This is a genomic window from Pseudoalteromonas sp. S1612 (assembly GCF_005887175.1).
In the GTDB taxonomy this organism is placed as follows: Bacteria; Pseudomonadota; Gammaproteobacteria; order Enterobacterales; family Alteromonadaceae; genus Pseudoalteromonas; species Pseudoalteromonas undina.
This window is the reverse complement of the sequence record NZ_PNDH01000047.1, coordinates 1-26,692: the sequence shown is the minus strand read 5'-3', so window position 1 is coordinate 26,692 and position 26,692 is coordinate 1. Positions and strand designations below refer to the sequence as shown.

Here is a 26,692-nt window from a genome sequence, read left to right as displayed (position 1 = left end):
ATGCAGTTAACCCAACTTTTTGTTTTTCAAGCCAAGTATTTGCTTGCAGTTGCAATTGTGTTTGCTGACGGTCCATTGCTTATATTCCCGTGGTTATTTTTTTATTGTATTGCGACATGCCAGCATAGCGATGGCTAAATGTTTTTCAACCATACTGACAGAAATCCCCATCTGATCTGCAACTTGTTGGTACGTTAGGTTTTTAAATTTATATAGTACAAAGGCTTGTTTAGTTTTTTGAGGTAATTGCTCAATACACCTATAAAGCAGACTGAGTTGTTGTTGGCTTGCCAGCTTTGCTTCGGGTTCATAATCGCTAGGTGCGATTAACTCTTGCTTAACAGGGTCTGTAACGGCGTAATTACGGCGATAGTTATCAATAACGATGTGTTTAGCCGTTTTGAAAAATAAAGCCCGTTGCTGGGATGTGTCATGCTCAGGGTTGCGTTTACGGTAGCTTAATAAGCGTGTGTATGCTTCTTGAACGATGTTTTGCGCTTTATCTTTGCATCCAATCGAGCGAGCAATATAACTTAATACTTCAGCGTAATAGCGTTCCAAGGCGCACCAATTTAAGGTTTCTAAAAAGGGGGTGGATACTAACGTCAACCAATGCAAATAGCAATAGTTTTCATTTGCGTTTGTGTTTTTTAAAGCAGCTATTTGATTTAAGTTCAGCCCAGTATGGCTACTGGGCTGAGGAGAGAGTTAAAAGTAATAGCCTAAATTAATATTAAACCGGCGCTCGGTATCGCCATCACCAATAATGGTACCGCCAATAAAGGGTTGATTGCGGGCTTGTACAAAATCAACATAACTAAAGAACCCCCCAGCAGTAATACTCATGCCGGTTACATTCATCCACGTATTGGCGCTATTATCTGATTTGTTGTAGATGATCCCATAGTCGTTATAAAACTGTAGGTTGGTAACTGGACCCCATTCTAGTGCGTAGTGGTAGGCAACATTAAAGTTGGTCATTGTCGCTTGGCTCGACACACTGTCATAATAGTCAAAAGCACCCACTGCAAAGCGGTTGCTGCCATCATCTAAGTCGTAGTCGTATTCGCCGTGTTGAAATTGAATGTTCCAGTTATTAATGTTGCTGTTTAAGTGAACGGCCCACGCACTGTAATTACCCGCGCGGTCTTCACCATCATGTAGTCCACCACTGAGTAACGATACACCTAAATCTGTGGTTATATTTTTACTGTGCTTAAGTTGATAAGTGGCTCGACCAGCAAAAGTGTTGTATTCACCAAGTTGCTTTGTAGGCTCGGCATAGGTACCTTCATCTGCAGGGCGACTGCCAATAATATCGTAAGAGTAACGATGGTTTTTATCTGATGCTGAGCCATCAACTCCGCCAAGTTCATCGTTTTTAAAAAAGCCAAGATCAAGTGTCCAGTTGTCTTTAAGCTTACGCTTAGCAACTACCCCTAAATCAAAGTCATCTTCTAGGCCAACATAGTAGTTAGTGCTAAAAAAGTAGCTGTGAGAATTGTAAGGACCATTACCAAACGGTACGGCGGTTATACCGGCTTGGCCTTCCCAGCCATCAGTAAATTCATACCCTAAGTAAGCGTATTTCACTACTGTCATGTAATCGTAAAAGCGTACTTCACCATTGACTGAAATATCATTAATTTCACCAGAGACATTTAAACGGAAAATATCAAAATCAAAGTCGCCACCGCGATCTTCATTGTCATCATCGTAAGAGTTAATGCCATAGTTAGCGCGAATGGCACCCCCTATCTTTATTCCTGATGATTGCTGTTCAGGCTTTGCAGCTTCATCAGTTAGTTGCTGAGCTTTTTTTTCAGTGAGTTTGCTTTCAAGCTTTTCTACTTGTTGCTTTAACTGCGTTAATTGGCTTTGGAGAGGTTGAAGATTTGATGCATAAGAATTACTAGCAACACCACCTAAAATTAAGGCGAGTGTTAGTTTTGAGAGTTTAGTCATAATAGCCGTTTTGATTGTGATTAAAAAAATAAAGGCGCAAAAATGCACCTATTAGTGTGGAAAAAGGGGAAAATGGCAGGCTAATTTAGTTTATTGTTTTTATACTGCGTTTTATTCTTTAGGGGTTTGAAACAGTGCGCCTACTTCTAAAAGCGGGGAGGCGTCTAGCTTATCTGCATCCATCATTGCGGCAATACGCTGCATTGATGAAAGGAGTAAACTCTGTTCCCATTCAGCAAGAGCTGAAAATTTTTCGATAAAATGCTCTTGTAATGGCTGTGGTGCTTTTTCGAGTAGTTCTTTACCTTGTTCGGTAAGGTATAAGCTGACTCGGCGCTTATCCATTTGACTGCGAACACGTGTTACTAAGTTTTTACTTTCGATTCGGTCAAGAATATTAGTAACCGTTGCTGGGCTTAAGTTAACGTTTTGCGCAATACGGCTGGCGGTAATACCATCAGTTTGAGACACTTCCTGCATGATAAGCAGTTGTGGCCCTGTTAAACCCGCTGTTTTATTAAGTTGCTTTGAATGTAAGTCAATCGCACGGATCACCTTACGTAAAGAAACTAGTAATTCGTCATATTTTTGCATTTGCTTGTCTCATGGAAGGCGAATCATTTGCCGTAATCATGAAATGTTACACATCAAATAAATTGAATTCAAATGATATATGTTATTTCAGCCCGCTGTTATTAGTTTTTATTGGTTTTTATTAATTTGAGCAGTAATTAAAATAGTATTTATTATCTTTAATTTATTAAACGTTCATAACATTCTGTTTGCTAAGGTTGCGCACCTTACGTAGGTTAAAAGCGATACGCAAGCCAGGGATGTAAAACTTTAGTCGTAATTTAGCCATTGATGTGGCATAAAAATATAGTAACTAACTCAATTTAAATAACTATTCTATGTAGCTTATGCTTTAAGCATGCATTATTGTTTGTGTACAAGTAACCTGAACTCAGGTTAAGTATTAAAATAGTCTCAGTGTTAAAGGAAATAAAATGCAATTATCACCCTCAGTATGTATTGAGCGTACACATAGCGGTTTAGAGTTTATTAGTATTAATAGTCGCCAATGTGAGGCGAAAATATTTTTACAAGGTGGGCAAATAACTGAGTTTACACCCAAAGACAAATTGCCATTATTGTGGGTGTCTGGGGATGAAACCTTTAGCGAAGGGAAAAGTATTCGTGGTGGCATTCCTATTTGCTGGCCTTGGTTTGGGCAACATGAAAATTCGGACTTCCCCGCGCATGGCTTTGCCCGTACGCATGTATGGCAAGCCGATGAAGTACATGAAACCGACAGCGAGGTTACTGTGAGCCTTAAATTACCAATGAAGCAGGTAGATTCTACTTTTTGGCCGCATCAGTCGTCATTACGGGTTGAGTTTATCTTATCAGAGCAATTAGAGGTGCGTTTAACCACCTGTAATTTAGGCAACGTACCATTTAGTTATACACAAGCACTGCATACTTACTTTCCAACAGAAGATATTAATAATACCCGAGTGGCAGGGCTGCAAGGGGCACAATATATAGAATTTGGTCAAGGGCCTCATCAGCAAAATGACGTGGTCGACTTTTCCCGTGAAACCGATATGGTTTATACCCAAGCCGCAGCAGTTCAAACAATTGATACTCCTCAGGGGATGATCAGTGTTAGCAGAGAAAACTCGCAGTCGTGCGTACTATGGAATCCATGGATTGAAAAATCAAAGCGGCTATCAAATTTTGCCGATGATGATTATAAAAGCATGTTATGCCTAGAAGCTGCGAATGTGCTTGAAGATGCGGTTACGCTTGAGCCTAAACAAAGTCATACCTTAGTGACAACAATAAAGTGGCTTGGCTAAGTCCAATGGAGCAAAGTGTGTTTACTAATCAACAAATAACCGATCTACCGCAACATAAAAGCATAGTGTTTGAGCCGCTTGCCGATAAAGCGTTATTGCATGCACAATTGAATTGGTTGTTATTTTTCATTCCTTTTTGCTTAGTGCTAGCGGCTGTTTGTTATTTTAATACAGATTTTGCAGCCATGGCGCAAGGTTACTTATTGGTTGCTGTTCCGCTATTAATGTTACTTTGTATGTTATACAGCGTGTTCAGTATTAAATTACAAGGCAGTGCATTACGTACCCACGATATAGCGTTTAAAAAGGGTATTATTTGGCAACAGGTAACTATTTTGCCGTTAGCACGAGTGCAGCATATTGAGATACATCGTGGGCCAATAGAGCGAAAACTGGGTTTAGCAAGTTTACGGCTTTACAGCGCAGGTGGTATGAGTGCTGATTTACAAATTAGCGGCCTGACCCACGAAAAGTGCAAAAATATTCGTCAATTTGTACAAAGCTATCGCCACGATGAAACCACAAGCGGGGCTACTGCCAGTGAGTGTTGATGCTACGCAAATGACTCCACCTTCACTTAATTGGCAAAAAGTGTCGCCCTGGGCACTGGCTTATTTTGTGATGCACTTTAGTGTGCGGTTCGTCAAAGATGGCCTATTTAATTTACTGCCCGTATTGGTAGTATTTGTTACCCAAGTAGAAAATAAACTATTTTGGGGGCAAGTTGGGCTCGCGGTTGCTTTGACTTTATTGCTCGTCTATTGTTTTTTGTATTACCGCAGTTTTCGTTTTTGTATTACTGACGAGTATGAAATTTTACTAAATAAAGGTGTATTTAAAAAAGAGCGGCTTACCTTAAAGTTTTCTCGAGTGCAAAATGTAAACATAGCAGAACCTTTTTATTTTACTCCAGTAGGCTTAGTTAATTGCATTTTTGATGCTGCCGGCAGTGTTGCCCAAGAAGCGGTATTGCCTGGAGTAACCAGCGGTTATGCCAAGCAAATGCGCAAACAAGTATTTGACTACAAAGCACAGCAGCAACCATCAGCAGAGGAGGCTAATACAGCGCGCTCTCATACTGAAGATCAGAATGAAAATAGTTTATTTATTTCAAATAAAGAAATAGCTAAGTTTGGCTTAATGTCGAACATGGCAATCTTAGCGCTTGCAGCTATTGCCCCTTTTATGAATGTGGCCATCGATTTTTTAGAGCAGCAATTTATAACAAAAATAGAGGGTTTTTATCAACAAGAGCTGGGTATGATGGCTAATGCAGCGGTATTTGCGGTTATTACTTTAATTATTATGTTGGTATTTATTGCGGTGTTTTTATCGGTGACTATGTCGCTCATTCGGTTCTATAATTATCAGCTTTATTTTAAAAATAAAAAATTTAAACGTATTGCAGGGCTGTTAGAACGCCATCAACTATCAATTAGTTTAGATAAAGTGCAATCTATAGTTATTAAGCAAAACCTAATTGCTAGGCTATTGAAACGTTTTACTGTTGAGTGTTTGCAAGCCAGCAGTGGTGGCGCTGCAAGTATGGCGAAAAAGAATAAACAAACCTTAGTGTTACCTGTGCTCACGCAGGAGCAAGTTGATAATGTGTGTCAGTGGATTTACCCATGGTTTGACAGTAAAAAGCTGGCATTCAAGGCGGTAGAAAGGGCATTGTTATATAAAAATATGGTGTTTTATGCCTTGCTACCGAGTGTTGCTTCTGGGTTTTTAATTAGCTTTATGCAACTTAATGTATTAATTCCGTTAGCATTATTTTTGGTATTAGCTACGTTAGTATTTTTGTCTTATAAACGTTATGGGTATTATCTTCATCAACAAGATGGGCGTTTTTATATGGTGGTACGCAAAGGTATGATTGGCGTACATTACCGGGTATTTGAGCTGTACAAAGCACAAAGCGCTCGCAGTGTGAGTACCTTTTTTATGCGTCGCTCTGGCTTAAGAAGCCTGTATATACAACTTGCTGCAGGTGGCGCGTATGTTCCGTATTTAAAACAGCAAGATGCTGACTTTATTATTGATTTTACGCTTATGCAGGCTGAGTCAGATCCTCGTAGTTGGATGTAATTTCCTCCGTTGTAAATAATTAGCGTTCAGGTTAAATAATAAAGCAGGTGTAAATACACATTTGCACATGCTTTATTACACTTTTTTACTGCCCGTTTTTTCCTTTTAATAATAACCTAGGTGTATTAAGGAATTATTTTAGGGAATTTTATGAAACAGACACTGCTGGCATCCGCTTTATTACTTGCCTCACCAAGCTTCGCTGCTAATTGGCAAACCATTCATACCGAGCATTTCAATGTACACTTTAGTAGTGAGCATACTGATTTTGCTAAATCGACCGCAGTAGAGCTGGAGATTGTTCGTACTAAAGTGCTTGAGCAACAAAACCGTGCGCTTGATAAAATTGTCGATGTGGTGGTATTTGACCCTCTAAATGCAGCGAATGGCTTTGCCTTGCCAACCTCTAATAATCCCGTTATGGCGCTTTTTACTACGCCACCACAATCGGACACAGTAATCTCAAACTCATCTGGCTGGCAGCAATTACTAGTGTTGCACGAGTACATTCACTTAGTTCATTTAGCGCAGCCGACTCGCAGCGAGTGGCAACAAAAAATTAGAGGGGTATGGGATCTTTACGATTTAACCTATGGAGACACACCACGCTGGGTAGCTGAAGGATACGCCACTTTAATTGAGTCTAAAATGACGGGTCGAGGGCGGCTCTTTGATAACTATTCTGAGGCAATACTCAGGGAGTTTGCTCAGCAAGGAGCGCTTCCGACGTATGTTCAACTAAATAGTGATGAGGGCTTTATGGCGGGCTCCATGGCGTATTTAATAGGAAGTCGTTTTTTATATTGGTTAGAGCAAAATTACTCAGAGCAGTTGGTCGATAATGTATGGGTTCGTATGCGAGCGGTTAAGTCTCGAGATTTTGATGATGCATTTTCTGGTGTATTTGGGCAAAACGCTGCCAAGCTATATCGTCGATTTATTGCTGAGTACACTTATAAAGCAATGCAACAAGAGCAAACCGAGTCACCACTTAATAGCAAGCTTTGGTTAAAGCTAGATTTATACGCTAGCAACCCCGCTCTTTCTGGCGACGGCAGCAAAATTGCCATAGTGGAGCGTGATAAAAAAAGTAATACCAAGCTCATAATTTATAGCACTGAAGACAACACTAAAGCGCAACAGCAATTTATTAAAGAACAAAAGCAATTACTTGAGGATGATGCTAAGGATATTCCTGATACTGCGCCGAGTGTATTTAAGCGCGAACAAAAACAAATATTAAATCAAATAAATCGCGCAGGTATTGCCAATCCGCAATGGGTAGGCAACAACACTCTTTATTTTAATGCCTACAGTAGTGAGGAGTCGGGGACTTATAACAAAGTGTCTGACATTTTTAGCTATAACATAGATACTGGCAACGTCGAACAACTCACTGAGCTTGCTGGTATTCGTCGTTTTAGTGTTACCCGCGATGGTGAAACACTTTACGGTGAGCAAATACGAGCTGGGTATTCTGAATTAGTAAAAGTCGATCTTAATACACAAACAATCACGCCACTCTTTACTAAGAGCTTAAAAACAACGTACGATTACCCGACTCTAAACCCTGATGAAACAAAATTAGCTTATTTATCAGCATCATTAAACGAAAACTGGCAGTTGTATATACAAGGTTTAGGCGGTGATGTCAGGCAGTCAATCCCAATGCCTAATGGGTATCAATATTTAAGTCAGCCGAGTTTTAGTCAAAATGGGGAATCTATCTATTTTGTTGCTGGCTTAAATAATAAGACTGATATTTATAATTATCATATAAAAAATAACACCCTCACACGCTTAACTAACGGGCAAGAAGCGCTCGCATATCCGATTGAAACAGAAGATGGCTCACTACTTTATTTTTCCACTAATGCCGATGGCCCTGATGTAAAAACGCTAACAACAAAAGACCGCACATCCGTGACGGATCTCGCTGTAAGCAGTGAAGCTCCATTGTTGATGGTAAATAAGCATACCTTGCCACCGGCAAAAATATATACCGATGAGATAGTAGAACAAAGCGATTACGCAGTGCTTGAGCAGCAAGCGACGTTTGCCTTGGGATCACAGTATTATTCATCGTCAACCAGTTTGCTAAGTGTAGGTATAAAAAGTAGCGACCTATTAAAACAACTTGATTTACAAGCGGGTTATAACATTGATTTGCACAACGGTGGATTATATGGAGGATTTGTACAAGCAAAATACAATGCGTTAAATACAAAGTTTAAGCTTGCGCTATTTGATTATAATTTGGATACATCACGTCAATATCAACCTAGCTTAAACGCTGATATTGATGCCCGAGGTGGTTTTGCTGCAATAAGCCACCCATTGAAGTTTGGCCAGCTTCAATTAACCCCAGAGCTTGCTTATAACTATACAGATTATAAAAATAGCCGTAAAAATTGGACGCGGTTGAGTATTAGTCAGCAATGGCAGCATGACCGCCAAGCATTTGCCATAGGGCAGAGTATTTATGCCAGTATTTATGAGGGACGAAATCAAAGTAGTCATTGGCAAGGTTATGACGTAGCAACAAAAATATTTGGCAAAGCATTTAATATTCCCATGTTTGTGAGCTTTGAACAAAAACAACGAGACGATAGTAATTTAGCTTTAGGAGGGTTTAGCTCTAACCTGATTAATCAGCAACAAAGTAGCGAGTTTGTGCTTGCTGCTGAATTGCCTTTTTACAGTGCAACTGCAGAGCGCTATCAAGGTTATGGCGGTGGCATTAGCTTTAAAGAAGGCATGCCCTGGTTTTACTATAAGCAACATCAATTAGATAACAGCGTTTATGCACAAAGTTATGGCTTAAAATATCAAGGTGATTTTAGCTTCGGAATGGGGCCTGCGGGCGTAAACGATTTAACCTTTAATGCTGGACTGTCGCGTGTTGAAGGCGACAGCTTTGAAAATGAAATGCGCGCGTGGTTAAGCTTTTACTATTCGCTTTAAACGCCTATAAGGTAAATGTTATATTATTTGTTATTCTAATAAAAAAAGTATTCTTGCCATGTCATTTAAATATTTGAAAGTACCCGAAGGTGTCGCTCTACCAAGTATTCCTTCAGATTCGCCAGGATTGAGATATGAAAAACCTGAACTTGGTAGTAACTACTGGGTTGCTGATGATTTTTTTAAACATGAAGAAGCAATGGCTATCCGTTCTTCGTGTTTAGAAAAGGAAGTGTGGAAATATGGAAAACCATATACTAAAGAGCTTTGGCCAGGAATGCGTACACCAAATGCTTTAAATCATAAACAGCTAAAAAAAATAGAGAAATACGTTAAGTCAGTTATTAAAAAAAATAAACTTTGGGTTGCCGATTCCAATAAAGTGGTAGTTGATACCAATACTGCAATTTTGGTTGGAGCTGAAGAAGGGGCCTCTAGACCACACGTAGATAATCGTTATTTATGTAGGTACGCAGCTGTTTTATATTTAAACCCCAACCCAATAGCTTCAGCGGGCACATCTTTTTATCGTTTAAAGTATGCAAATGAAGCTGCTGGAGGGAATATTGTAGACCCTCCATTTGCAAACCTTGTTGATGCTCTAAATGTAACTAGTCTTCCGTATAGTGCATGGTATAAAGATATAGATATTGAGAATAAGTTTAATCGTTTAATTGTATTTAAAGGTAATATTGTTCACAGTGCATCAGAGTACTTTGGAAGTGATTTAGACTCTAAGAGGCTCGCAATCACTTTTTTTTGGATGTGCGAGGATTGAGGACTGCGCTTCTTTATTTTATAGCTGTTTTTTAAGGTGGCTGTTTATGAGGGTAGTAACTCTTATATTTAATGTTAGTTATCTTACCTCTAAAGTTGTTTAATATACGTTTTCATTTTCATCATCAGGAAGCTCGAAAAGACTTTGTTTAGAGGGAGTGTCGAGCTTGTTAAACAATGAATGGTTAAATAGCTTTTAAAGCCTTACCTGTTTCTAAAGCTGCTGAGTTTCGGTTTTGCCACACTCAACTAAAAATAAAAGCAATACTGAACGCTTTTTTTAACATCATAAGCCACCTCAATGTGATTTTTTACATAGAGGTGGCTTTTTAATCAAGCGGTTATTGTGCGTTGTTTATTATGACGATTTCTTTGTGAATGCTTTTTACGTTTACGGCGGGTAAGCCACAAATAAAAACCCGTACCAGCGAGCCAAACAGGGCTAAGGCCAAAAATACACCAAAGTACTTTACTGATAAGCCCTGCAAAATAGCCAAAGTGTAGTTTTCTAAAGCTGTCTATTACTTGCCAACCAGCACCAGCCTCTCGAATATCCCAGTTAGCCATGTGTTCACCTGTTTGCTTATTGTAAGTTATGGTATTGGCGTATTCACTGGTAAGTGGATTACGGGTATTTACTTCGCCATAAAGAGTAATATTTTCATCGGGCTCTCGTGGAAAAACTAAAAAAGTTGTATTAAAAGTGGGTATTTGCAGCTTGCTATCATTAAGAATCAGCTCAAAAGAGATGTCGTCACTATATAATTTATTTGTAATAGTGTGGTGCTCTTCTTCTGCGTGTTCTATTACTTCGTGATACCACACTGCACCATTAAAATAACCACCGGTAATCGCTAAAACGATAAGGATAGGTGAGCCTAATACTCCAGTCATTTTATGAATGTCGCTAAGTACTATTTGTAAAGTTGCGCGCCAGCGTACGCTAAATAGTCGCTGCCAAAATTTACGGTAAATAATTAAGCCTGTAATGCCCAGAGTTAATAAAAATAAAGCAAAAAAGAACCCTAATACGGTACCTGTTTGCCCAGGTAAGCTTTTTAAGTCGTTAAGTAAAAAGGTGTAATGGAGCTCTAAAAACCAGTCGGTAAAATAATGAGTTGTGCTAACAGGTTCTGATAAAACCTCTCCGGTGTATTGGTCTAAATGCAACTTAAACCAATCGTCAGTTCCACGCTTAACCAAATAAAGCCGGTCGGCGGTGGTGTTATTAAAAAGTTCCCAGCTTCCTACTACATACTCAGGAAAGGCTGCTTCGGCTTTATCTATTAATGAGTCCATAGGTAAGCGAGCAGCTTGCTGCTGTACCACAAAGTGTTTGTCAGGCATCAGTAAGCCATCAATTTCACTTTTAAACACTAAAACACTGCCGGTAATGCTAATAACAATTAACGGAATAATGGCAATTAGCGCCAACCAACTATGAACTTTAAACAGTGTTTTTCTCATTACTTAAGCTTGCATGTTAATTTTTAGATATGCGCATGATAACAGTTATCATTTGTGTTGCAATTATAAAATAGTGAGACTGTGAAGTTATAGCAACGGTTTTTGTATACTCAAGTTGCCACAGGAGGAAACTAAAGTAGGTGTGAAGCTTGTATAAAACCTAGCCAGCTCTACAATGCGCGCACAAAAATAAAGCCTTTAAAAACAAATGTTTAAAAAATGTTTTATTTCTTCCTTTTTATTAACAACAATGTAACGAGCGAGGTTTGCTTTGGCGTATTATTTGCCTATTTTATCAGTGTTTATTTTGGTTTTTAGTTTTTTACCGTTACTTAATAAAATTATTAAAAACCGCAGTGTATCGGGTGTATCACTGCTAATGATGACATTTGGTTTAGCGCAAAGTGTGTACTTTATTAGCTACAATCTTTATTTTGCTCGTTTTTATATTGCCTTGCCGTTTTTTGCGACAGGTTTATTAAGTGGTTTAATTTTATACTTTTTTGCACGTTATAATGCCGCTAAACGTCAGAAGCTGCAGTTACTTGGCATGCTTAGCTTTTCGTTATTACCTTTTTTGTTGCTGTTAAACCCTAACCTAGATACCGCCACTGTGCTAAATGGCTTAACCTATGTGGGCTTAATTATGAGTTCAGTACGGGTTATGCCACAAACCTATAAAACACTGCGAACAGGGAATATTAGTAACCTTAGTGCGCGCTATTTTAGTTTGCAATTTATAGCAGGTATCTGTGGTTTGTTTGCAGAGCTAGCCATGCCAGTGCAAAGTACTTCGCATATCTTAATGTTTATTATGATATTGCTAACTAATGCGCTGCAATTTGCGTGTATGCAGTATTATCGCGTACGTCCTGTGTTGGCATAAAATTATAGTGACCGTTAATTTCATTTGTGGCACTTTGAGTGACCAATAAATAAAAAGTGCCCACTATGAAATTAACTATCCATCAAATCGATGCGTTCAGCAGTGAACTGTTTAAAGGTAATTATGCTGCCGTGATCCCACTAGAGTCTTGGCTTAGTGATGATCTTATGCTGAATATAGCTTCGGAAAACAACGTGTCTGAAACCGCTTTTACTTGTCAGTCGGCAGATGGAAGCTTTGCGATACGTTGGTTTTCGCCATTAATGGAGATTGATTTTTGCGGCCATGCTACTTTAGCAGCGGCCTATGTGCTTTGTGAGCAACATAGTATATCGCAGGTGCGCTTTAGCGCAGAGGCGGTGGGCAAACTGATTGTTAATAAAAATAACGATGGCAGCTTTGCTATGACCTTTCCTAAACAAGCCCCTGAAGAGGTTCAGCTTATCCCTGATGCTTTATTAGCTGGCTTGTCTATACAACCTGTTAAAGTGCTGAAAAACCGCCAAGCTTATTTTGCTATTTATGATAATGAGCAGCAGGTTGTAGATCTGAAAACAACTAATGAACAACTAAAAAAATTAGCCCCATTAGATGTGGTTGCAACAGCACCGAGTGTTGAGTATGACTTTATTTCTCGTTATTTTTGGCCTGCCAGTGGTGGTGATGAAGATTTTGTGACCGGCTCAATTCATACCGGGCTTGCCCCTTATTGGGTAGAACAATTTGGCAAAAACTCTTTAAGTGCTTATCAGGCCTCACAACGAGGCGGGAAGCTTTACTGTGAAGTGGGTGATACAACAGTAACATTGACGGGTCATGCCGTAAGGTACCTAAAAGGTACTATTTACCTTTGAATTAGTGTAAAAAAGGCCACGTAAAACGTGGCCTTGGTTTACTCAGTGTTATTTACGCTTCTAGCGCTTTGCTAATTAAGCGATCGATATACTTTTTATGTGCTTTGGTTGCGGTGTCTGCACCCCATGCAACATCTTGATCGGCTATTTGAGTTAGCTGATATAGCGCAGCTGTTTTTGCTAAGTTATCGTATTTACTTGCTTTTTTTAAGCCTGCAATTGCAATAAGCTGATTTACGTATTCAATCTGTAAATTATGACTGATCGAATTAGCATTTTTACTATCAACAAAAATACTTGCAGTTAAATCCCCCATAAATTGCGTAAGGCTGTATTCATTACCATATAAAGCGGTATCTGAAATACGCAGTAACACAGCAGGATGCAGTAGTTGCGCTAATACACCTTTTTGCATGCCTAAAATCATTTTATGCGGTTTAGGGTCTTCGTTTTTACCGTAATGATTAAACCCACGACGCTGTTGCTGCATAAAGTTATACAAAGGCTGCATACTTTGCAGTACATTTGGAGCAAACACATACTCAGCTAAAATAGCCATTGCTTGAGTTTGACGCTCAAGTGGCACCGGTGTAAAAGGCTTTGCTGCATTTTCATCGCCCACTACGGCACGCTCTACATAAACCCCTCCAATTTGACGAGATACCACACCTGCCTGCGCACGGTATTGGCCAAATAGGCTGTTAGCAGAAGTAACAAGCTGTTGGTAAGACTCGCCTTTTACTGTAGCTTTGTCTTTAAGTTCAGAAAATAGTGTATTGATCAGTGCCATTCTATCTGCACCATAAGCTGCAGGGTTAGACGATAAATCGCCAATCATCACGCGAGGGTCTATATGGCGACCTGGTGCACGCATATCGTCGGCATCGTTACCAAAGGCCAGTGCATGTTCGCTTGAGCGAGCGAGTATTTTATCAAGACGAGCTTGTTCTGCTGCTTCATCTTTAAGGGCTGCGCTGTAGCCGTAGTTTATTGCCCAATCATCGTATGGACCGGGTTTAGTTTGGAAGATATCGCCTTGAGTTACACCCGTTGGCGCTATATTTGCTGGCGCATAGTCCATTACTGAGCCGGTCACTATACCTTGAGTTTTACTTTTGTCGTGAACTTCTTTCTCATCCCACAAAATAGAAGATTTCATGTTGTGATTAAGACCTAAAGTATGCCCTACTTCATGTAAAACCAACTGAGTTAAGCCTTGGCGTAACATTTCAGTATCTTCAATATCAGCACCATTTGCTAAGCCTTTTGCAAGTATTAGGTTTTGTTGTAACTCATGACCTAAAGAGCAATTAAGCTCAGTGTTGCTTCCTGGTTGTGTATGGCTCATAGTGCCTTGAGTATAAAGCGTATCGTATATCCAGCGGTTTTTCATAAATACAAACTCAAGCATAATGTCTGAGCCTAAAATTTCACCGGTTAGCGGGTTAGCTAATGCTGGTCCATATCCACCAAAAGGTGGCTTAGGCGATGAAGTCCAACGCAGTACATTATAATTAATATCGCCGGCATCCCAATCGGCATCATCAGGTTGTACTTTTACTTCTATTGCATTTTTAAAGCCTGCCTTTTCAAATGAGCTATTCCAAGCAAGTACGGCGTCACGAACTGTATCTCGCCACTCAACAGGCGTAGTATTTTCTATCCACCAGGTAATCGGCTTTACTGGCTCTGAAAGTGCTGCGTTTGGATCTTTCTTTTGTAGGTCCCAGCGCTTTATTACATCTTGGTATGGTGCCCAGTCAGTTGATGTCATTTTATCAAACTGATTAGTGAAATAACCAATGCGCGCATCATCAAAACGAGGTTGGTAGCTATTATCAGGTAAAGCTACAAATGAGTGCTGAACTTTTACTGACACGCTTCGTGGATCGCTTATCGCACCTGAGCCTCGAACGGTTGGGCTACTATTAGTAAATACATAGTCAACCACCACATCTAGGTTGTTAGGGTAAGGACGCTGTTTGATGATACGTGATTTTTTATCATCTAATTTACCTACTTTAAAACGCTTTTTAGCATTTTTATCGTTCGGATTAGGTGTTGGTGATACTTTATGCAGTGCTTCACTTAAAAATAGCTTGTTAACATTAAAGGCTATTTTACCTTCTTCTTGCTTTTCTATTTTTATACTTGCAAGTACCGCTTCGCTAATGTTTGCCTCGCTGGCTTTAGCTAGCGCGCTATTTTCGTTAAATAAGTAACGCGGGGTTTTACTAACAATATCGATACGATCAAAGTACTTTCTAAATTCAATTAACTTTGTTTCACGGTACGCGCCACGAAAATGACCCGCATCAGTCGCACCATCAATGGTGTGTGCAAAATAAACAAAAGGGGTATCGAGCTGTGACTCGTTAATTACCATTAGGTGGTCACCGGTTTTTTCATCTTGGTAAAGATTAAAAATGCCAGCAAATTCGGTTTGGCCTTTAATCATTTCACTTAATGTTTGTGGCTTTTTTTCTTCTTTTTTTTCAGCAGCAACAGTATAGCTACTGCCAAGCGCTATACTAAGCGCCAAGGTAAGTGTGGTTAATTTCATAATTTGTCTTTTGTCGTTGTTAATGTAATTTTACTGTACGGTTTGTCATGCTATTTCGTACAGTATCGTTCCTAAATACTACCCCAAAGTGATTAGCTTTATGATTTATAATGGTAAAAATTTGTAACAATACATTTATAAGCGACTCAGTGAGGGTTTTTATTGATTTATACTTCACTGCATAAGACCTAACCTATACTTTTTTGTAACAGTTGCTTACAAATGTCACGTTAATGTTTCATTAAGCTTTGGTATCATGGTGTTAATAGTAATTTGGGAGTAATAAACAGATGCAAGGTAATGTACTTAGGTGGATTTTTCCGTTCGTAGCATTAACATTAGGTGTGGTTGGTTTTGCTGCAATTAATGCGATTGCAAAAGAGTCAGATAAAAAAGAAGTCATAGACACTCGTCCAACGGTGCAGGTTGAAGCTGTTTCCGCTAACAATCATCAAGTTATCATTAATAGTTATGGTGAAGTGCAGCCGCTAGAAAATACCCAGCTTTCAGCGCAAGTATCCGGTGAGGTAGTTAGCTGGCATCCAAGCTTTGTGGCCGGTGGGGTCGTGGGTCGTGGCGAAATCTTATTTACAATTGAAAAAGATAACTACGAAGCAGCAGTACTGCAAGCCGAGGCTGAACTTGCCCGCGCGCAAGCGATGTTAATTGAAGAGCAAGCGCAAGCTAAAGTAGCAGAAGACGAAGCAAAACGTTTCCCAAATAAAGCGCGTACAGATTTATTTTTACGTAAACCACAAGTGTTGAGTGCGCAGGCATCGGTTAAATCGGCCCAAGCTGCATTGAAAAGGGCACAACGCGATTTAGATAATTGTGAAGTGAGCGCACCATACGATGCACTAGTGGTGAGTCGTAATGTAGGTGTTGGTCAGTTTGTCACTATGGGCGCTCAAGTTGCCGAGCTGAATAATATTGAAACCGCTGAAGTGATTATTCCGATCGCTGGCTTTGACAGTGTGTTTTTACCTGAGCGTGTTAAAGGGGTAACTGCAACGGTTATTAAAACAGGATTAAATGGGTTTACTCGCCAAGCAGTAATAGACCGCGATTTAGGGATTGTTGATAACGCGACTCGCATGAGCAGTTTAGTAATAAGAATTGAAGATCCTTATGGGCTTACTAATCAGCAGCCTGCAATTAAATTTGGCACTTATGTACAAGTAAACTTTGCTGGCACTATGCTCAATAATATTTATCGTTTACCGCAAGAGTTAGTAAATAACCAAACCGTGTGGGTAGTCAATGATGAGCAACAGTTAGAGCCGCGTAAGGTGAAAGTAATTCGTGAAGAAGGTGAATACTTCTATATCAGTGATGGCTTAGAAGCCAACGACAAGCTTGTTACTACCTTGCCGGAATATCCACAAAAAGGAATGGCAGTAAAAATAGCCGGTTTAACAGAGACTAAAAGTACAGATGCAGCAGAAAACGCATCCACTGAAAAACTTTAAGGTAGGGTGAGTTATGAATAACACAGAACAGCCCAATACAACCAAACAAACAGGGTTAATTGCTTATTTTGCTAACAACTCTGTTGCTGCCAATTTAATGATGTTTTTTATTATTGTCATGGGGCTTATAAGCTACTTTACCATTCAGCGACAAATGTTCCCCAATATAGAAGTTAACTATATTACGGTGAATGCAAACTACCCTGGGGCGTCGCCACAGGAAATTGAAGAAAGCATCTTAATAAAAATTGAAGAGTCGTTAAAAGATATAACTGAGATAAAAAAAGGGGTGTATCGCGCTTTTCGTAATGGTGGTTCTGCCAGCCTTGAAATTAATACTGACGCAGAGCTCACCGACGTTCTCGATAAGGTCAAGCTGCGAGTAGATGGTATTGCAACTTTTCCAGCGGGAATGGAGCCGGTTACCATTAGCCAAATAGAGTTTCGCCAAGATGTAATTGGTATGACGCTCGTTGCCGACCTACCGCTAAATGAACTTAAGCCAATCGCAAATCAGGTTGAAGATGAATTATTGCAGTTATCGAATGTATCTTTAGTGGTAAATGATGTGCCACTGGATGAAATTGCCATAGAAATAGAGCCCGACACACTTCGTCAATATAATTTAACCTTATCGGATGTAGCGAACGCGGTACGTCGTTATTCGGCTAATTTTTCGGCCGGACAACTAAAAACTGATGCTGGTGTTATTTCGGTTCGAGTAGAAAATCAGTTTTATTCTGGTGAAGAATTTAGGCAAATTCCGGTAAAAATTGGCGCGAACGGTGCCAAAGTGTTGTTACAAGATATTGCTACCATCAAAGATCAGTTTGTTGAAGGTGAGCGTTACTTTAAATTTAATGGCGAAAACGCGGTTTATTTGTCGGTAAAAGCCACCGAAGATCAAAACATTATTCCGGTGGCCGATTCAGTTAAAGCGTATATTGATCAAAAAAATAAAGAACTGCCATTGGGTGTTCGTATAGAGCCACTAATGGACTTTACTTATTACCTAAATGCACGCTTAGATATGATGAAAGCTAATTTGCTGCAAGGTGCAATTTTAGTTGCTCTTATGCTTTCGTTATTTTTACGTTTTAAGCTCGCACTGTGGGTAATGATTGGTTTACCAGTGTGCTTTTTAGGTGCGATGATGCTGATGCCATTATTTGGTATCACGATTAATATTGTGTCTTTATTTGCCTTTATTATGGTGCTGGGGATTGTGGTGGACGATGCCATTGTCATAGGTGAAAGTGCTTACACCGAAATAGAAAAAAAAGGCGGTGGTGTTGTTAATGTGGTTAATGGCGCCAAACGAGTGGCAACCCCTGCTACCTTTGGTGTACTAACAACCATTGCTGTGTTTGCGCCATTTACGCTTTCAAGTGGCCCTGAAAGTTCCTTTTTTATAGGTATTTCAGTGGTGGTAATTTTATGTTTAATATTTAGCTTGATTGAATCTAAGCTGATATTACCGGCACACATTGCGCATACTCACTTTTCTCCTATTAACCCTGATGGCTGGCGAGCGCGCTTTAATAAGCGCTTTTTTGGTTTTGTAAATGGGCCGTATAGGCAGTTTATTGTTACTTGTATAAAGTGGCGTTGGACGGTGCTATTTAGTTTTGTTGCGCTATTAATTTTCACCTTTGCGTTAATATCGTCTAATCAGGTGAGAATGATCCCATCACCTAAAGTGCCGCATGACTTCCCGCAAATTAATCTCGAGATGAACGATAACGTATCAGACATCCAAACTATTAATGCTATTCGCCAAATCGAAGCCATGGTGCTTGAAATAGATAAGCAAACAGCGCGCGAAGAAGGGCAAAAAATGATTCGCGATGTATTGGTATTTAATCAAGGTCGTACAGAGGCGCAACTATTAGCGCCATTGGTTGATGAAGATTTACGCCCTTATAATGCCTTTGAGCTTTCGCGCCGCTGGCGTGAAGCTATGCCAAATATTGCGGGTGTTAAATCGCTAACTATTCAGGATGATGTTGGCGGTGGAGGCGGCGGTAGTGGCGGTGAGTTCGGCTATTTACTGTACGGCTCTGACATTGATACATTGAATGAAGCCGGGCGTCGCTTTATTGGATTATTGCAGCAACAAGAAGGCTTATTCGACATAAGCTCTACCATTGACCCTGCTAGCAAAGAAGTACAAATGAGCTTAAAACCAGTCGCTTTTGACTTAGGGTTAGATTTGGCCTCAATTGCAAATCAAGTAGGTGCGAGTTTTTATGGTGGCGAGGCGCAACGTGTTATTCGCCGCGGTGAAGAAGTGCGGGTGATGGTACGTTACCCTAAACTTACCCGTGAAGCGTTTTCATCGCTTAAACACGCGGTTATCACCACGCCACAAGGTAGGGAAGTGCTGCTAGGAGATGTGGTTGAGCTAACTGAAACCCCTGGTATTAGTTATATTCGTCGTGAAGGCGGTTATCGTACTGTTTATGTGTATGGCAACATAGACGAAGAAGTAATTGAGCCAGGCGAAGTGGTTAAGCAAGTAAAAGAAAATCTACTACCACAATTGTTGGACGAATATCCGAGCGTTAAGTCAGAACTAGGTGGCGCAATTGAAGAGCAGCAGGCACAAGCCGATGAGCAGTTACTGTTTTTTGCTGGTGGTATGATTTTAGTTTATATATTACTGGCCGTGCCGCTAAAAAGTTACTCACAACCATTAATTGTAATGTCGGTTATTCCATTTAGTCTAACGGGGGCAATATGGGGGCATTTTTGGTTTGGCTTAGATATTAGCTTAATGTCGGGCTTTGGTTTAATTGCCGCGGCAGGGGTTGTTATTAATGACTCATTAGTTATGACTGATTTTATTAATCAGGCGCGTCGTGCTGGTATTAGTATAAAAGATGCGGTTATTGAGGCAGGCTGTGCACGCTTTAGGCCGATACTACTTACTTCAATTACTACCTTTGCCGGCGTATTACCGATTATGTTTGAAACCAGTCTACAAGCTAAATTTGTAATACCTATGGCGGTAGCACTTGGTTTTGCGGTTATGTTTGCAACACTGATCACCCTTATTTTGGTACCGTGTTTGTATATTATTTTAACCGATATAGGCGCTCTAATTAAACGCCCGTTCGCAAGTAAAAAGGTGAGTGTAAGTTAACATCACACATGTCATGCAGCTAAATAAAAAAGCCAACCGTTAAAGCGGTTGGCTTTTTTTATTTTTATGATTTTATACTTAAGTATTGTTTTTAAACTTCAGTTACATTCTTTTGTTTGATTGTTGTGACGTTGCTGATTACAATGGTTGATGTTGGTTAACGCATATTAGCCTACGAGCTAGTTTGCCTGTTGTAAGCCATATGATATGGGCGAGACGTTTGACTCTTTAAGGTGTTGCAGTGTTTATACATTCATCATTAACGTGTGGAGAATGGTTAACTATTGGTTGTCTTGGGCTGGATCAGTATAGCCAGCTATTTGTTGGTGATACGGTTAGTGTGAGCTTTTACGATGAGCATGGCGAATTAACTCAGCTAGCGTTTGATTATGAAATACTTTCCCCTGAACAGGGAGAACCCCATGCTTGGAGTTTACTGGTAGTTGAGCATATTAATATGCATATTCCACTGGTGTGCGCTGGCAGAATGACAGAGCAAGGATTGGTTGTTGCGTATCGATATAACAAAATATTTGCACTTGAAAGCAGTGGTATTTGTAGCGCGGTGGTCCATTTTAATCGCGCTGAAAAAAATAAAAAATTAATTGCTGTAAATAGCCTTGGATACGACGCAATTTATCCTCAAAATGGCGATATGTATAGTGCGGGCACCAAAGTATTACAGCCAAAAACTGGGCATATATACCAGTGTAAGGCATGGCCATTTAGCGAATTTTGCCGTGTAGATGAGCATAACACTATGTTTGAGCCTGGCGTTGGCGAGAGCTGGACTATGGCTTGGCAGCAAATACAGTAAATCAACTTCCCTTAGGTATAACGACAACAATAAAATTCACGTAGTTTTTAGTTATCGAATTTATACCGCTTTAGCCCACTCAACTATGAGTGGGCTTTTTTATTTTTATGATAAACTGGCCGCCATTGTTATTTTTTAAGCGGTTTTTTTGTGTCTTCTTCTGATTATTCTTTAAGCTTATTGCCTAATTTTCCTATTGCTAAAAAGCAACCTTATGCGCTTACAACTCACGCAAAAACACGCAGTGATGATTATTATTGGATGCGCGATGATGAACGAAAAAGTGCCGAAATACTCGCGCATTTAGCACAAGAAAACGCTTATTGTGATGAGCAATTAGCCGCTATTAAGCCATTACAAAGTGCATTATTTGAAGAGCTTAAAGGCCGTATTGTAAAAGACGACAACACCGTACCGGTAAAAGACGGCCAGTATTGGTATCACTCAGAGGTTCGCGGAGATGATGAATATGCACGCCATTATCGCAGTAGCAGTATGGCAATGGCTAATAAAGTGTTGCTACTTGATGTGAATGAACTTGCTAACGGCTATGAGTTTTATGAGCTAGGGGAAGTGGCGCTGAGCCCCAGTGAGCAATTAATGGCATACTCTGAGGATACCGACGGCAGACGTATTTACACTGTTCGCTTTAAAGATTTAAACAACGATAAAATGCTCGACGATATACTTGAAAATACCGAGGGGCAGGTTGTTTGGGCGAACGACAATCAAACCGTATTTTATGTAAAAAAGGATTTAAAAACCTTATTGGGTTATCAAGTTTTTAGACATGAGCTAGGGAGTGAGCAACACCAAGATGTGTTGGTATACGAAGAGCAAGACAGTAGCTTTTTTATGGGGTTGGGTAAAAGTCGTGATGAAAGCTTAATTATAATCGATTTAGCAAGCACAGAAACTAACGACATGTGGATACTTGATGCCAATCAGCCCCATGGCGAATTTACTGCTTTAATGCCGCGTGAGGAGGGCCATGAATTTGATATTGATAAGCTCGGTGATACTTTTTATATAGTGACTAACTGGCAGGCTAAAAACTTTAGATTAATGATCGCGACAAGCAATACCATTGCTGATAAAAACCAGTGGCAAACACATACCCCTCATCGTGAAACTGTATTATTAGAAGGCGTTGAACTATTTAATGACTTTTTAGTGCTTAGCGAGCGCGAACAAGGCCAAGCACGCTTTGTTGTGGTTAATCAAAACGCCGAGCGAATGAACCTTGAGTTTGATGATCCTTGTTACTACGCCGCTATTGCGATGAATCCAGAGCCAAGTGTAACCCATGCACGCATTTACTATTCGAGCTTAACGACTCCCGGCTCGCTCTATAATGTTGATTTAACCACAGGCGAAAAAACCTTACTTAAACAACAAAAAGTACTCGGTGATTTTAACGCAGAAGACTACCAGTCAGAGCGACTTATGGTAAACGCTCGAGATGGGGTAAAAGTGCCGGTGTCGTTGGTATATCGTAAAGATAGCTTTAAAAAAGATGGTTCAAATCCGTTGTTTCAATATGGTTATGGCGCGTATGGGATCACCATAGATCCTAGTTTTTCGAGTACGTCACTTAGCTTACTCGACCGTGGTTTTGTTTATGCGATTGCGCATGTGCGTGGTAGTGAAATGCTAGGGCGTTCATGGTACGAACATGGTAAAAAACAGCATAAACAAAATAGCTTTAATGACTTTATAGATGTAACCAAAGCGCTCACTGAGCAAGGATACGGCAACAAAAGTAAAGTGTTTGCCTCTGGTGGCAGTGCAGGGGGGTTATTAATGGGAGCTGTGGTAAATCAAGCGCCTGAACTTTACTGTGGAGTGGGCTGCCATGTGCCATTTTTAGATGTGCTCACCACCATGTTAGATGAAAGCATTCCGCTTACAACAAATGAGTATGATGAATGGGGTAATCCAAATGACCCTCATTTTTACGAGATTATTGAAGCGTATTCACCGTACGACAATATTAGTGCGCAACACTACCCCAATATATTGGTGACAACCGGCTTGCACGACTCACAAGTACAGTATTGGGAACCAATGAAATGGGTGGCTAAAATGCGTGAATATAAAACCGATGATAATATTTTAGTGTTTAAAACCGACATGGATGCAGGGCATGGTGGGGCATCGGGTCGCTTTAAGAGCTTAGAAGAAAAAGCGCTAGAAATGGCCTTTTTTATCGCTTTGTCATAGCCAGTATATGATTATCACAAAAAAGCCTCAGTCATAACTGAGGCTTTCTATTTTTTAAAATAACTTAATCTAGGTAGGCTTTTAACATCCACACTAGTTTTTCTTGCTCTTTAATGTAGTCACTCATTAATGACGCGGTACCTTCATCATCAGCTTCAGCGGCTTGTGCAAGAATATCGCGCTGCATTTTAATTAAGCTGCTGTATCCGGCAAGTAAGTTCTCTACTGCGGTTACGCCATCGCTGATCCCTTTTGCTTCTTTAATTTCACTTACTTCTAAGTAATCTGAAAACGCATGTAGCGGTGCACCATCAAGCGTTAAAATACGTTCTGCGATTTCATCTACTTTTAATAGTAGTAAGTTATAAATTTCTTCAAACTTTAAATGTAATTCAAAAAAGTTTCGGCCTTTAATATTCCAGTGAAAACCGCGCGCATTCATATATTGAATTTGATAGCTGCTTAAAAGCGTATTCAGTGACTTAATAATATCTTCACTTTTTGTACTGTTTAAACCAATTGCATTTACTTGCGACATACCTTGCTCCTTAAATAACCGTTTTTATGAATTTTCACATATTGCTCAGTAAAATAAGTATTGCTCATAATCGTCTATGAATAAAATCGTTTATACATATTGATGCCATAGCTAAAAGCTATCAGCGTATCTGTGGTTTTATAAATGAATTAACTAACGCTGTTCAATAGATATGGGTTGTGTTTATAGAAATACTACCTTGAGCAGCGAAATTGTTTATTTTGTGAGTACAAAATATGATCTAAAACAAGCTTTTGAAAGGCTCAGCACAGACTTATTTTATTTATTGATTTAGGTCAAAAAACGCGCACAAGTAAAGCGCATAATCAATATAACCCAACTTGATAGAGAGTACTTTATTAAGTTAAGGGGCTACTTGATTAGATGCGGAGAGAAATAATGGAAGCTAAAACACGTAAAGAGAATAAAGCTGAACTCATCGTTATTGGTATTGCTTTGGTCGCGTTTGTTGTTGGATTAGTTGCGCACTTAGCGGGTGCGAGTTTTGCAAACTCTGATACCTTTGGTTATATCGCTGCACCCATGCCGCTGGTGTTAGGTATTATATTTTTGATCAGCTATAAAGTGGCCGCTGCAGCTGAGGACTAAATGTCCTCGTTCAAGCGCTCAAGAATATAATTAACGACTTGGCGAGAGTAAATCATACTGGTATGGCTTAAATGAAACACCTTGTGTTCAGCCATACCTTTGAGTTTGGTTTCATCTAGTAATACGGTGCCATCAGAGCGGCTGCCTTTTACAATGAGTGGCATTAAGCCAATCGGTAAGTCGCCGGCAATGCTATATAGCTTGGCTTTAAAAGGCCAATCACCATTTTTTGAGAGTAAAAATTCAACACTATTTTTTAATAATAGCTCAAACCCTTTTTGTTGCATTTTCTCAGCAATATGACTGCCAGTATGTGGCGTACCTAAGGTGATCACCTTTTCAACATGGTGACTTGGCGCTGAGTTTGCTTCTAAGTAGGCGCGGGCAACTAAGCCTCCCATAGAGTGGCAGACTAAAGCAGAAGGCTCATTGCTAATAAACTCATCTATTTGCGTAAAAATAGCATCTCGATTAGGGTCTCGAGTATTGTAGGTTAAGTTTAAAACTTTAACCCCCGACTCTTCTAGACGCGAACATAACGGGCGCATAACCAAGCCAGACATATACAGGCCATGTAAAACAATAACGCGTTTAACTTTCATACGCCCCCAAATACCAATTTTATTAAAAACATGATCATTCTAGCGTATTAAATAATCCGCTACCTGCGTTAAAAATTATTTATATAGAGCAACTATATGTCATCATTTTCGCCTTGTTATCGACTTATTTCTTTGTCGCTATAATGGATAACTAATTTAATGCAATTGGTATAACCTATTCTAATTACATTAATTGCTGAGGTTTTATCTCAATGTTAGTGGTGTCGGTATTAACCCAAACTTCACCATCTTGAATGGTAATAGCCAATTTAATATTACGATCAACCAACGCAGCTAATAACTGAGTAGCAGCATAATCAAGGCTAAAAATGCTTAAGTTTTTAAACTCGTACAATTTAGGCTGATGCTTTTGCCACCAAATAGCTTGGTTATTCTCGCCATAAGTATATAAAACTACTTTTTTAGCTTTATTACAGGCTTTTTTAAGGCGCTTTTCATCTGGTAACCCCAGCTCAATCCACAGCTCTATTTCTTCGCTGTAATTGACATGCCAAAGCTCCGGCTCATCATCAGCACATAAACCTTTAGTAAACTCTAATCCATCACAGCTATTAAGTGCAAACGCTAGTAAGCGGATCATCAAGCGCTGCTCAGTTTCTGAAGGGTGTTGTGCCAAGGTTAAATTAAAGTCTTGGTATACGTGACGGTCCATATCGCTAAGCGATAGTTGCGCTTTAATAATGGTAGATTTGAGAGCCATGATATCTAATCTGAAAAAATTTGCGCCAGTATAGCGCAATTAAATGAATTGCCAGTTAAAATAGCTACAAATTATATGTTAGGAGTTAAAAATGGCTATCCAGTGGTTCCCTGGGCACATGAATAAAGCCCGAAATGAAATTAAAGAAATAATGCCACAAATGGATGTGATCATTGAAGTGCTAGATGCGCGCATTCCTTACAGTAGCGAAAACCCGATGGTGGCTACCCTGCGTGAAGGTAAGCCGGTCATCAAAATTTTGAATAAAGCCGATTTAGCTGACCCTAAAATGACCCAAGCGTGGAAGGATTACTTTGAGCAAGAAAATGGCGTAAAAGCGATTGCATTTGGTAACGATAAAGCGGCTGAAGTGCATCGTATTAATGAGCTATGTAAAAAGTTAGTGCCGCATAAAGTTGGTGCAGATAAGCAAATTAAAGCCATGATAATGGGTATTCCAAACGTAGGTAAATCTACGCTTATTAATGTGCTTGCTGGGCGTATAGTGGCTAAAACAGGTAACGAGCCTGCAGTAACTAAGGCGCAGCAACGTATTAAGCTTGATGATGGCATTATGCTTTACGATACGCCAGGGATGCTGTGGCCAAAAGTAGAAAACGAAAACTCAGGTTATCGTTTAGGCGCAACCGGTGCGATACGTGATACCGCTATTGAGTACGAAGAAGTAGCAAGTTACACCGCTGAGTATTTATTGCATGCTTATCCTGAGCTTTTAAAAGCACGTTATAAGTTAGATGAGCTACCAGAAAGTGATTGGGAGTTTGTTGAAATGGCGGGTAAAAAACGCGGCTGTATTCGCGGTGGTAACCAAATCGATACGTATAAAATGTCAGAAATTCTAATTAATGAATTACGAGATGGTATTATTGGCCGTATCACCATGGAAACACCTACCATGCGTGAAGAGGAAGAAATAATGGTGGCTGGATTGCGCGCTGCTGCAGAGGCTAAAAAGCAAGCCAAAGAAGAAGAGAAAAAACAACGCCGAGCACGTGCACGAAAAAACCGCCGTTAATTTTTAAAGCGTAGGTTAAAGCCTTACGCATTAAATTACAGACATAAAAAAAGCCCGTAAGGGCTTTTTTAGTTTCATATCTACCGTCACCGATATGAGCAAT

At 39.8% G+C, this 26,692-nt stretch carries 21 protein-coding genes; 13 read left to right on the top strand and 8 right to left on the bottom strand.

What is annotated here, in order from left to right:
* Nucleotides 1–93: 93 nt before the first annotated feature.
* The 3 genes from CWB78_RS15390 to CWB78_RS15380 all read right to left on the bottom strand — a co-directional run bounded on the left by CWB78_RS15390 (nt 94) and on the right by CWB78_RS15380 (nt 2,559).
* Nucleotides 94–561: an RNA polymerase sigma factor gene (locus CWB78_RS15390; RefSeq protein ID WP_138596353.1), complete on the bottom strand. Its 468-nt coding sequence runs from the start codon at nt 559–561 to the stop codon at nt 94–96.
* A 147-nt stretch (nt 562–708) separates the two neighbouring features.
* Nucleotides 709–1,965: a porin gene (locus tag CWB78_RS15385; protein WP_138596351.1), complete on the bottom strand. Its 1,257-nt coding sequence runs from the start codon at nt 1,963–1,965 to the stop codon at nt 709–711.
* 111 nt (nt 1,966–2,076) lie between these two features.
* A complete protein-coding gene (locus CWB78_RS15380; protein ID WP_008112832.1) occupies nt 2,077–2,559 on the bottom strand; it encodes a MarR family winged helix-turn-helix transcriptional regulator in 483 nt (160 codons plus the stop codon).
* A gap of 413 nt (nt 2,560–2,972) precedes the next feature.
* On the opposite strand from CWB78_RS15380, the gene CWB78_RS15375 reads away from it, so the two are divergent.
* The 5 genes from CWB78_RS15375 (at nt 2,973) to CWB78_RS15355 (ending at nt 9,660) form a co-directional block, all read left to right on the top strand.
* On the top strand, nt 2,973–3,827 hold the full coding sequence (locus tag CWB78_RS15375) for a D-hexose-6-phosphate mutarotase (RefSeq protein WP_054202712.1): 855 nt from the start codon (nt 2,973–2,975) through the stop codon (nt 3,825–3,827).
* A 5-nt stretch (nt 3,828–3,832) separates the two neighbouring features.
* A complete protein-coding gene (locus CWB78_RS15370) occupies nt 3,833–4,378 on the top strand; it encodes a PH domain-containing protein (protein ID WP_138596357.1) in 546 nt (181 codons plus the stop codon).
* Between the two features lie 10 nt (nt 4,379–4,388).
* Nucleotides 4,389–5,918 (top strand): PH domain-containing protein, encoded by a 1,530-nt coding sequence (locus tag CWB78_RS15365; protein WP_502705095.1) that lies wholly within the window; start codon nt 4,389–4,391, stop codon nt 5,916–5,918.
* A gap of 150 nt (nt 5,919–6,068) precedes the next feature.
* Complete coding sequence (locus CWB78_RS15360) at nt 6,069–8,882, top strand: TolB family protein (RefSeq protein WP_138596349.1); 2,814 nt, start codon at nt 6,069–6,071, stop codon at nt 8,880–8,882.
* A 58-nt stretch (nt 8,883–8,940) separates the two neighbouring features.
* Nucleotides 8,941–9,660, top strand: a complete 720-nt coding sequence (locus CWB78_RS15355) for a DUF6445 family protein (RefSeq protein WP_138570798.1) — start codon at nt 8,941–8,943, stop codon at nt 9,658–9,660.
* 332 nt (nt 9,661–9,992) lie between these two features.
* Here CWB78_RS15355 and CWB78_RS15350 read toward each other — a convergent pair whose 3' ends face one another.
* Nucleotides 9,993–11,126, bottom strand: coding sequence for a PepSY-associated TM helix domain-containing protein (locus tag CWB78_RS15350; protein ID WP_138596347.1), 1,134 nt, complete (start codon nt 11,124–11,126; stop codon nt 9,993–9,995).
* A 271-nt stretch (nt 11,127–11,397) separates the two neighbouring features.
* Here CWB78_RS15350 and CWB78_RS15345 point away from each other — a divergent pair, with 271 nt between their 5' ends.
* On the top strand, nt 11,398–12,012 hold the full coding sequence (locus CWB78_RS15345) for a PQ-loop domain-containing transporter (protein ID WP_010392228.1): 615 nt from the start codon (nt 11,398–11,400) through the stop codon (nt 12,010–12,012).
* A gap of 65 nt (nt 12,013–12,077) precedes the next feature.
* Entirely contained in the window at nt 12,078–12,866 is a 789-nt protein-coding gene (locus tag CWB78_RS15340; protein ID WP_138596345.1) for a PhzF family phenazine biosynthesis protein, read from the top strand.
* A 52-nt stretch (nt 12,867–12,918) separates the two neighbouring features.
* On the opposite strand, the gene CWB78_RS15335 is transcribed toward CWB78_RS15340, so the two are convergent.
* Nucleotides 12,919–15,429 carry a zinc-dependent metalloprotease gene (locus CWB78_RS15335; RefSeq protein WP_138570801.1) on the bottom strand — a complete coding sequence of 837 codons (2,511 nt, stop codon included), beginning with the start codon at nt 15,427–15,429 and terminating at the stop codon, nt 12,919–12,921.
* A gap of 290 nt (nt 15,430–15,719) precedes the next feature.
* Here CWB78_RS15335 and CWB78_RS15330 point away from each other — a divergent pair, with 290 nt between their 5' ends.
* From CWB78_RS15330 to CWB78_RS15315, 4 genes are all read left to right on the top strand, one after another.
* Nucleotides 15,720–16,898, top strand: coding sequence for an efflux RND transporter periplasmic adaptor subunit (locus CWB78_RS15330; RefSeq protein WP_055012346.1), 1,179 nt, complete (start codon nt 15,720–15,722; stop codon nt 16,896–16,898).
* A gap of 13 nt (nt 16,899–16,911) precedes the next feature.
* On the top strand, nt 16,912–20,043 hold the full coding sequence (locus CWB78_RS15325) for an efflux RND transporter permease subunit (protein ID WP_054202703.1): 3,132 nt from the start codon (nt 16,912–16,914) through the stop codon (nt 20,041–20,043).
* Nucleotides 20,044–20,284: 241 nt separating this feature from the next.
* The gene (locus CWB78_RS15320; protein WP_138596343.1) at nt 20,285–20,860 is read left to right on the top strand and encodes a chitin-binding protein; all 576 of its coding nucleotides are present in this window, start codon (nt 20,285–20,287) and stop codon (nt 20,858–20,860) included.
* Nucleotides 20,861–21,010: 150 nt separating this feature from the next.
* Complete coding sequence (locus CWB78_RS15315) at nt 21,011–23,083, top strand: S9 family peptidase (protein ID WP_138596341.1); 2,073 nt, start codon at nt 21,011–21,013, stop codon at nt 23,081–23,083.
* 64 nt (nt 23,084–23,147) lie between these two features.
* Here CWB78_RS15315 and CWB78_RS15310 read toward each other — a convergent pair whose 3' ends face one another.
* On the bottom strand, nt 23,148–23,621 hold the full coding sequence (locus CWB78_RS15310; RefSeq protein ID WP_008112861.1) for a Dps family protein: 474 nt from the start codon (nt 23,619–23,621) through the stop codon (nt 23,148–23,150).
* A 399-nt stretch (nt 23,622–24,020) separates the two neighbouring features.
* Here CWB78_RS15310 and CWB78_RS15305 point away from each other — a divergent pair, with 399 nt between their 5' ends.
* The gene (locus CWB78_RS15305; RefSeq protein ID WP_008112863.1) at nt 24,021–24,230 is read left to right on the top strand and encodes a hypothetical protein; all 210 of its coding nucleotides are present in this window, start codon (nt 24,021–24,023) and stop codon (nt 24,228–24,230) included.
* Here CWB78_RS15305 and CWB78_RS15300 read toward each other — a convergent pair.
* Both CWB78_RS15300 and CWB78_RS15295 read right to left on the bottom strand, forming a co-directional pair.
* Nucleotides 24,227–24,832 carry a PGAP1-like alpha/beta domain-containing protein gene (locus CWB78_RS15300; RefSeq protein ID WP_010392243.1) on the bottom strand — a complete coding sequence of 202 codons (606 nt, stop codon included), beginning with the start codon at nt 24,830–24,832 and terminating at the stop codon, nt 24,227–24,229. The genes CWB78_RS15305 and CWB78_RS15300 overlap by 4 nt on opposite strands.
* A 184-nt stretch (nt 24,833–25,016) precedes the next feature.
* Nucleotides 25,017–25,553, bottom strand: a complete 537-nt coding sequence (locus tag CWB78_RS15295) for a YaeQ family protein (protein WP_008112865.1) — start codon at nt 25,551–25,553, stop codon at nt 25,017–25,019.
* A gap of 91 nt (nt 25,554–25,644) precedes the next feature.
* Here CWB78_RS15295 and ylqF point away from each other — a divergent pair, with 91 nt between their 5' ends.
* Nucleotides 25,645–26,589, top strand: a complete 945-nt coding sequence (gene ylqF / locus CWB78_RS15290; protein ID WP_054202698.1) for a ribosome biogenesis GTPase YlqF — start codon at nt 25,645–25,647, stop codon at nt 26,587–26,589.
* Nucleotides 26,590–26,692: the final 103 nt, after the last annotated feature.

Bases quoted from the DNA above. Each gene is read 5' to 3' on its own strand.
- CWB78_RS15310 (WP_008112861.1), bottom strand. From the start codon at position 23,621: ATGTCGCAAGTAAATGCAATTGGTTTAAACAGTACAAAAAGTGAAGAT.
- ylqF (WP_054202698.1), top strand. From the start codon at position 25,645: ATGGCTATCCAGTGGTTCCCTGGGCACATGAATAAAGCCCGAAATGAA.
- CWB78_RS15330 (WP_055012346.1), top strand. From the start codon at position 15,720: ATGCAAGGTAATGTACTTAGGTGGATTTTTCCGTTCGTAGCATTAACA.
- CWB78_RS15385 (WP_138596351.1), bottom strand. From the start codon at position 1,965: ATGACTAAACTCTCAAAACTAACACTCGCCTTAATTTTAGGTGGTGTT.
- CWB78_RS15375 (WP_054202712.1), top strand. From the start codon at position 2,973: ATGCAATTATCACCCTCAGTATGTATTGAGCGTACACATAGCGGTTTA.
- CWB78_RS15325 (WP_054202703.1), top strand. From the start codon at position 16,912: ATGAATAACACAGAACAGCCCAATACAACCAAACAAACAGGGTTAATT.
- CWB78_RS15355 (WP_138570798.1), top strand. From the start codon at position 8,941: ATGTCATTTAAATATTTGAAAGTACCCGAAGGTGTCGCTCTACCAAGT.
- CWB78_RS15300 (WP_010392243.1), bottom strand. From the start codon at position 24,832: ATGAAAGTTAAACGCGTTATTGTTTTACATGGCCTGTATATGTCTGGC.
- CWB78_RS15370 (WP_138596357.1), top strand. From the start codon at position 3,833: ATGGAGCAAAGTGTGTTTACTAATCAACAAATAACCGATCTACCGCAA.
- CWB78_RS15295 (WP_008112865.1), bottom strand. From the start codon at position 25,553: ATGGCTCTCAAATCTACCATTATTAAAGCGCAACTATCGCTTAGCGAT.
- CWB78_RS15305 (WP_008112863.1), top strand. From the start codon at position 24,021: ATGGAAGCTAAAACACGTAAAGAGAATAAAGCTGAACTCATCGTTATT.
- CWB78_RS15380 (WP_008112832.1), bottom strand. From the start codon at position 2,559: ATGCAAAAATATGACGAATTACTAGTTTCTTTACGTAAGGTGATCCGT.
- CWB78_RS15365 (WP_502705095.1), top strand. From the start codon at position 4,389: ATGACTCCACCTTCACTTAATTGGCAAAAAGTGTCGCCCTGGGCACTG.
- CWB78_RS15340 (WP_138596345.1), top strand. From the start codon at position 12,078: ATGAAATTAACTATCCATCAAATCGATGCGTTCAGCAGTGAACTGTTT.
- CWB78_RS15350 (WP_138596347.1), bottom strand. From the start codon at position 11,126: ATGAGAAAAACACTGTTTAAAGTTCATAGTTGGTTGGCGCTAATTGCC.
- CWB78_RS15335 (WP_138570801.1), bottom strand. From the start codon at position 15,429: ATGAAATTAACCACACTTACCTTGGCGCTTAGTATAGCGCTTGGCAGT.
- CWB78_RS15360 (WP_138596349.1), top strand. From the start codon at position 6,069: ATGAAACAGACACTGCTGGCATCCGCTTTATTACTTGCCTCACCAAGC.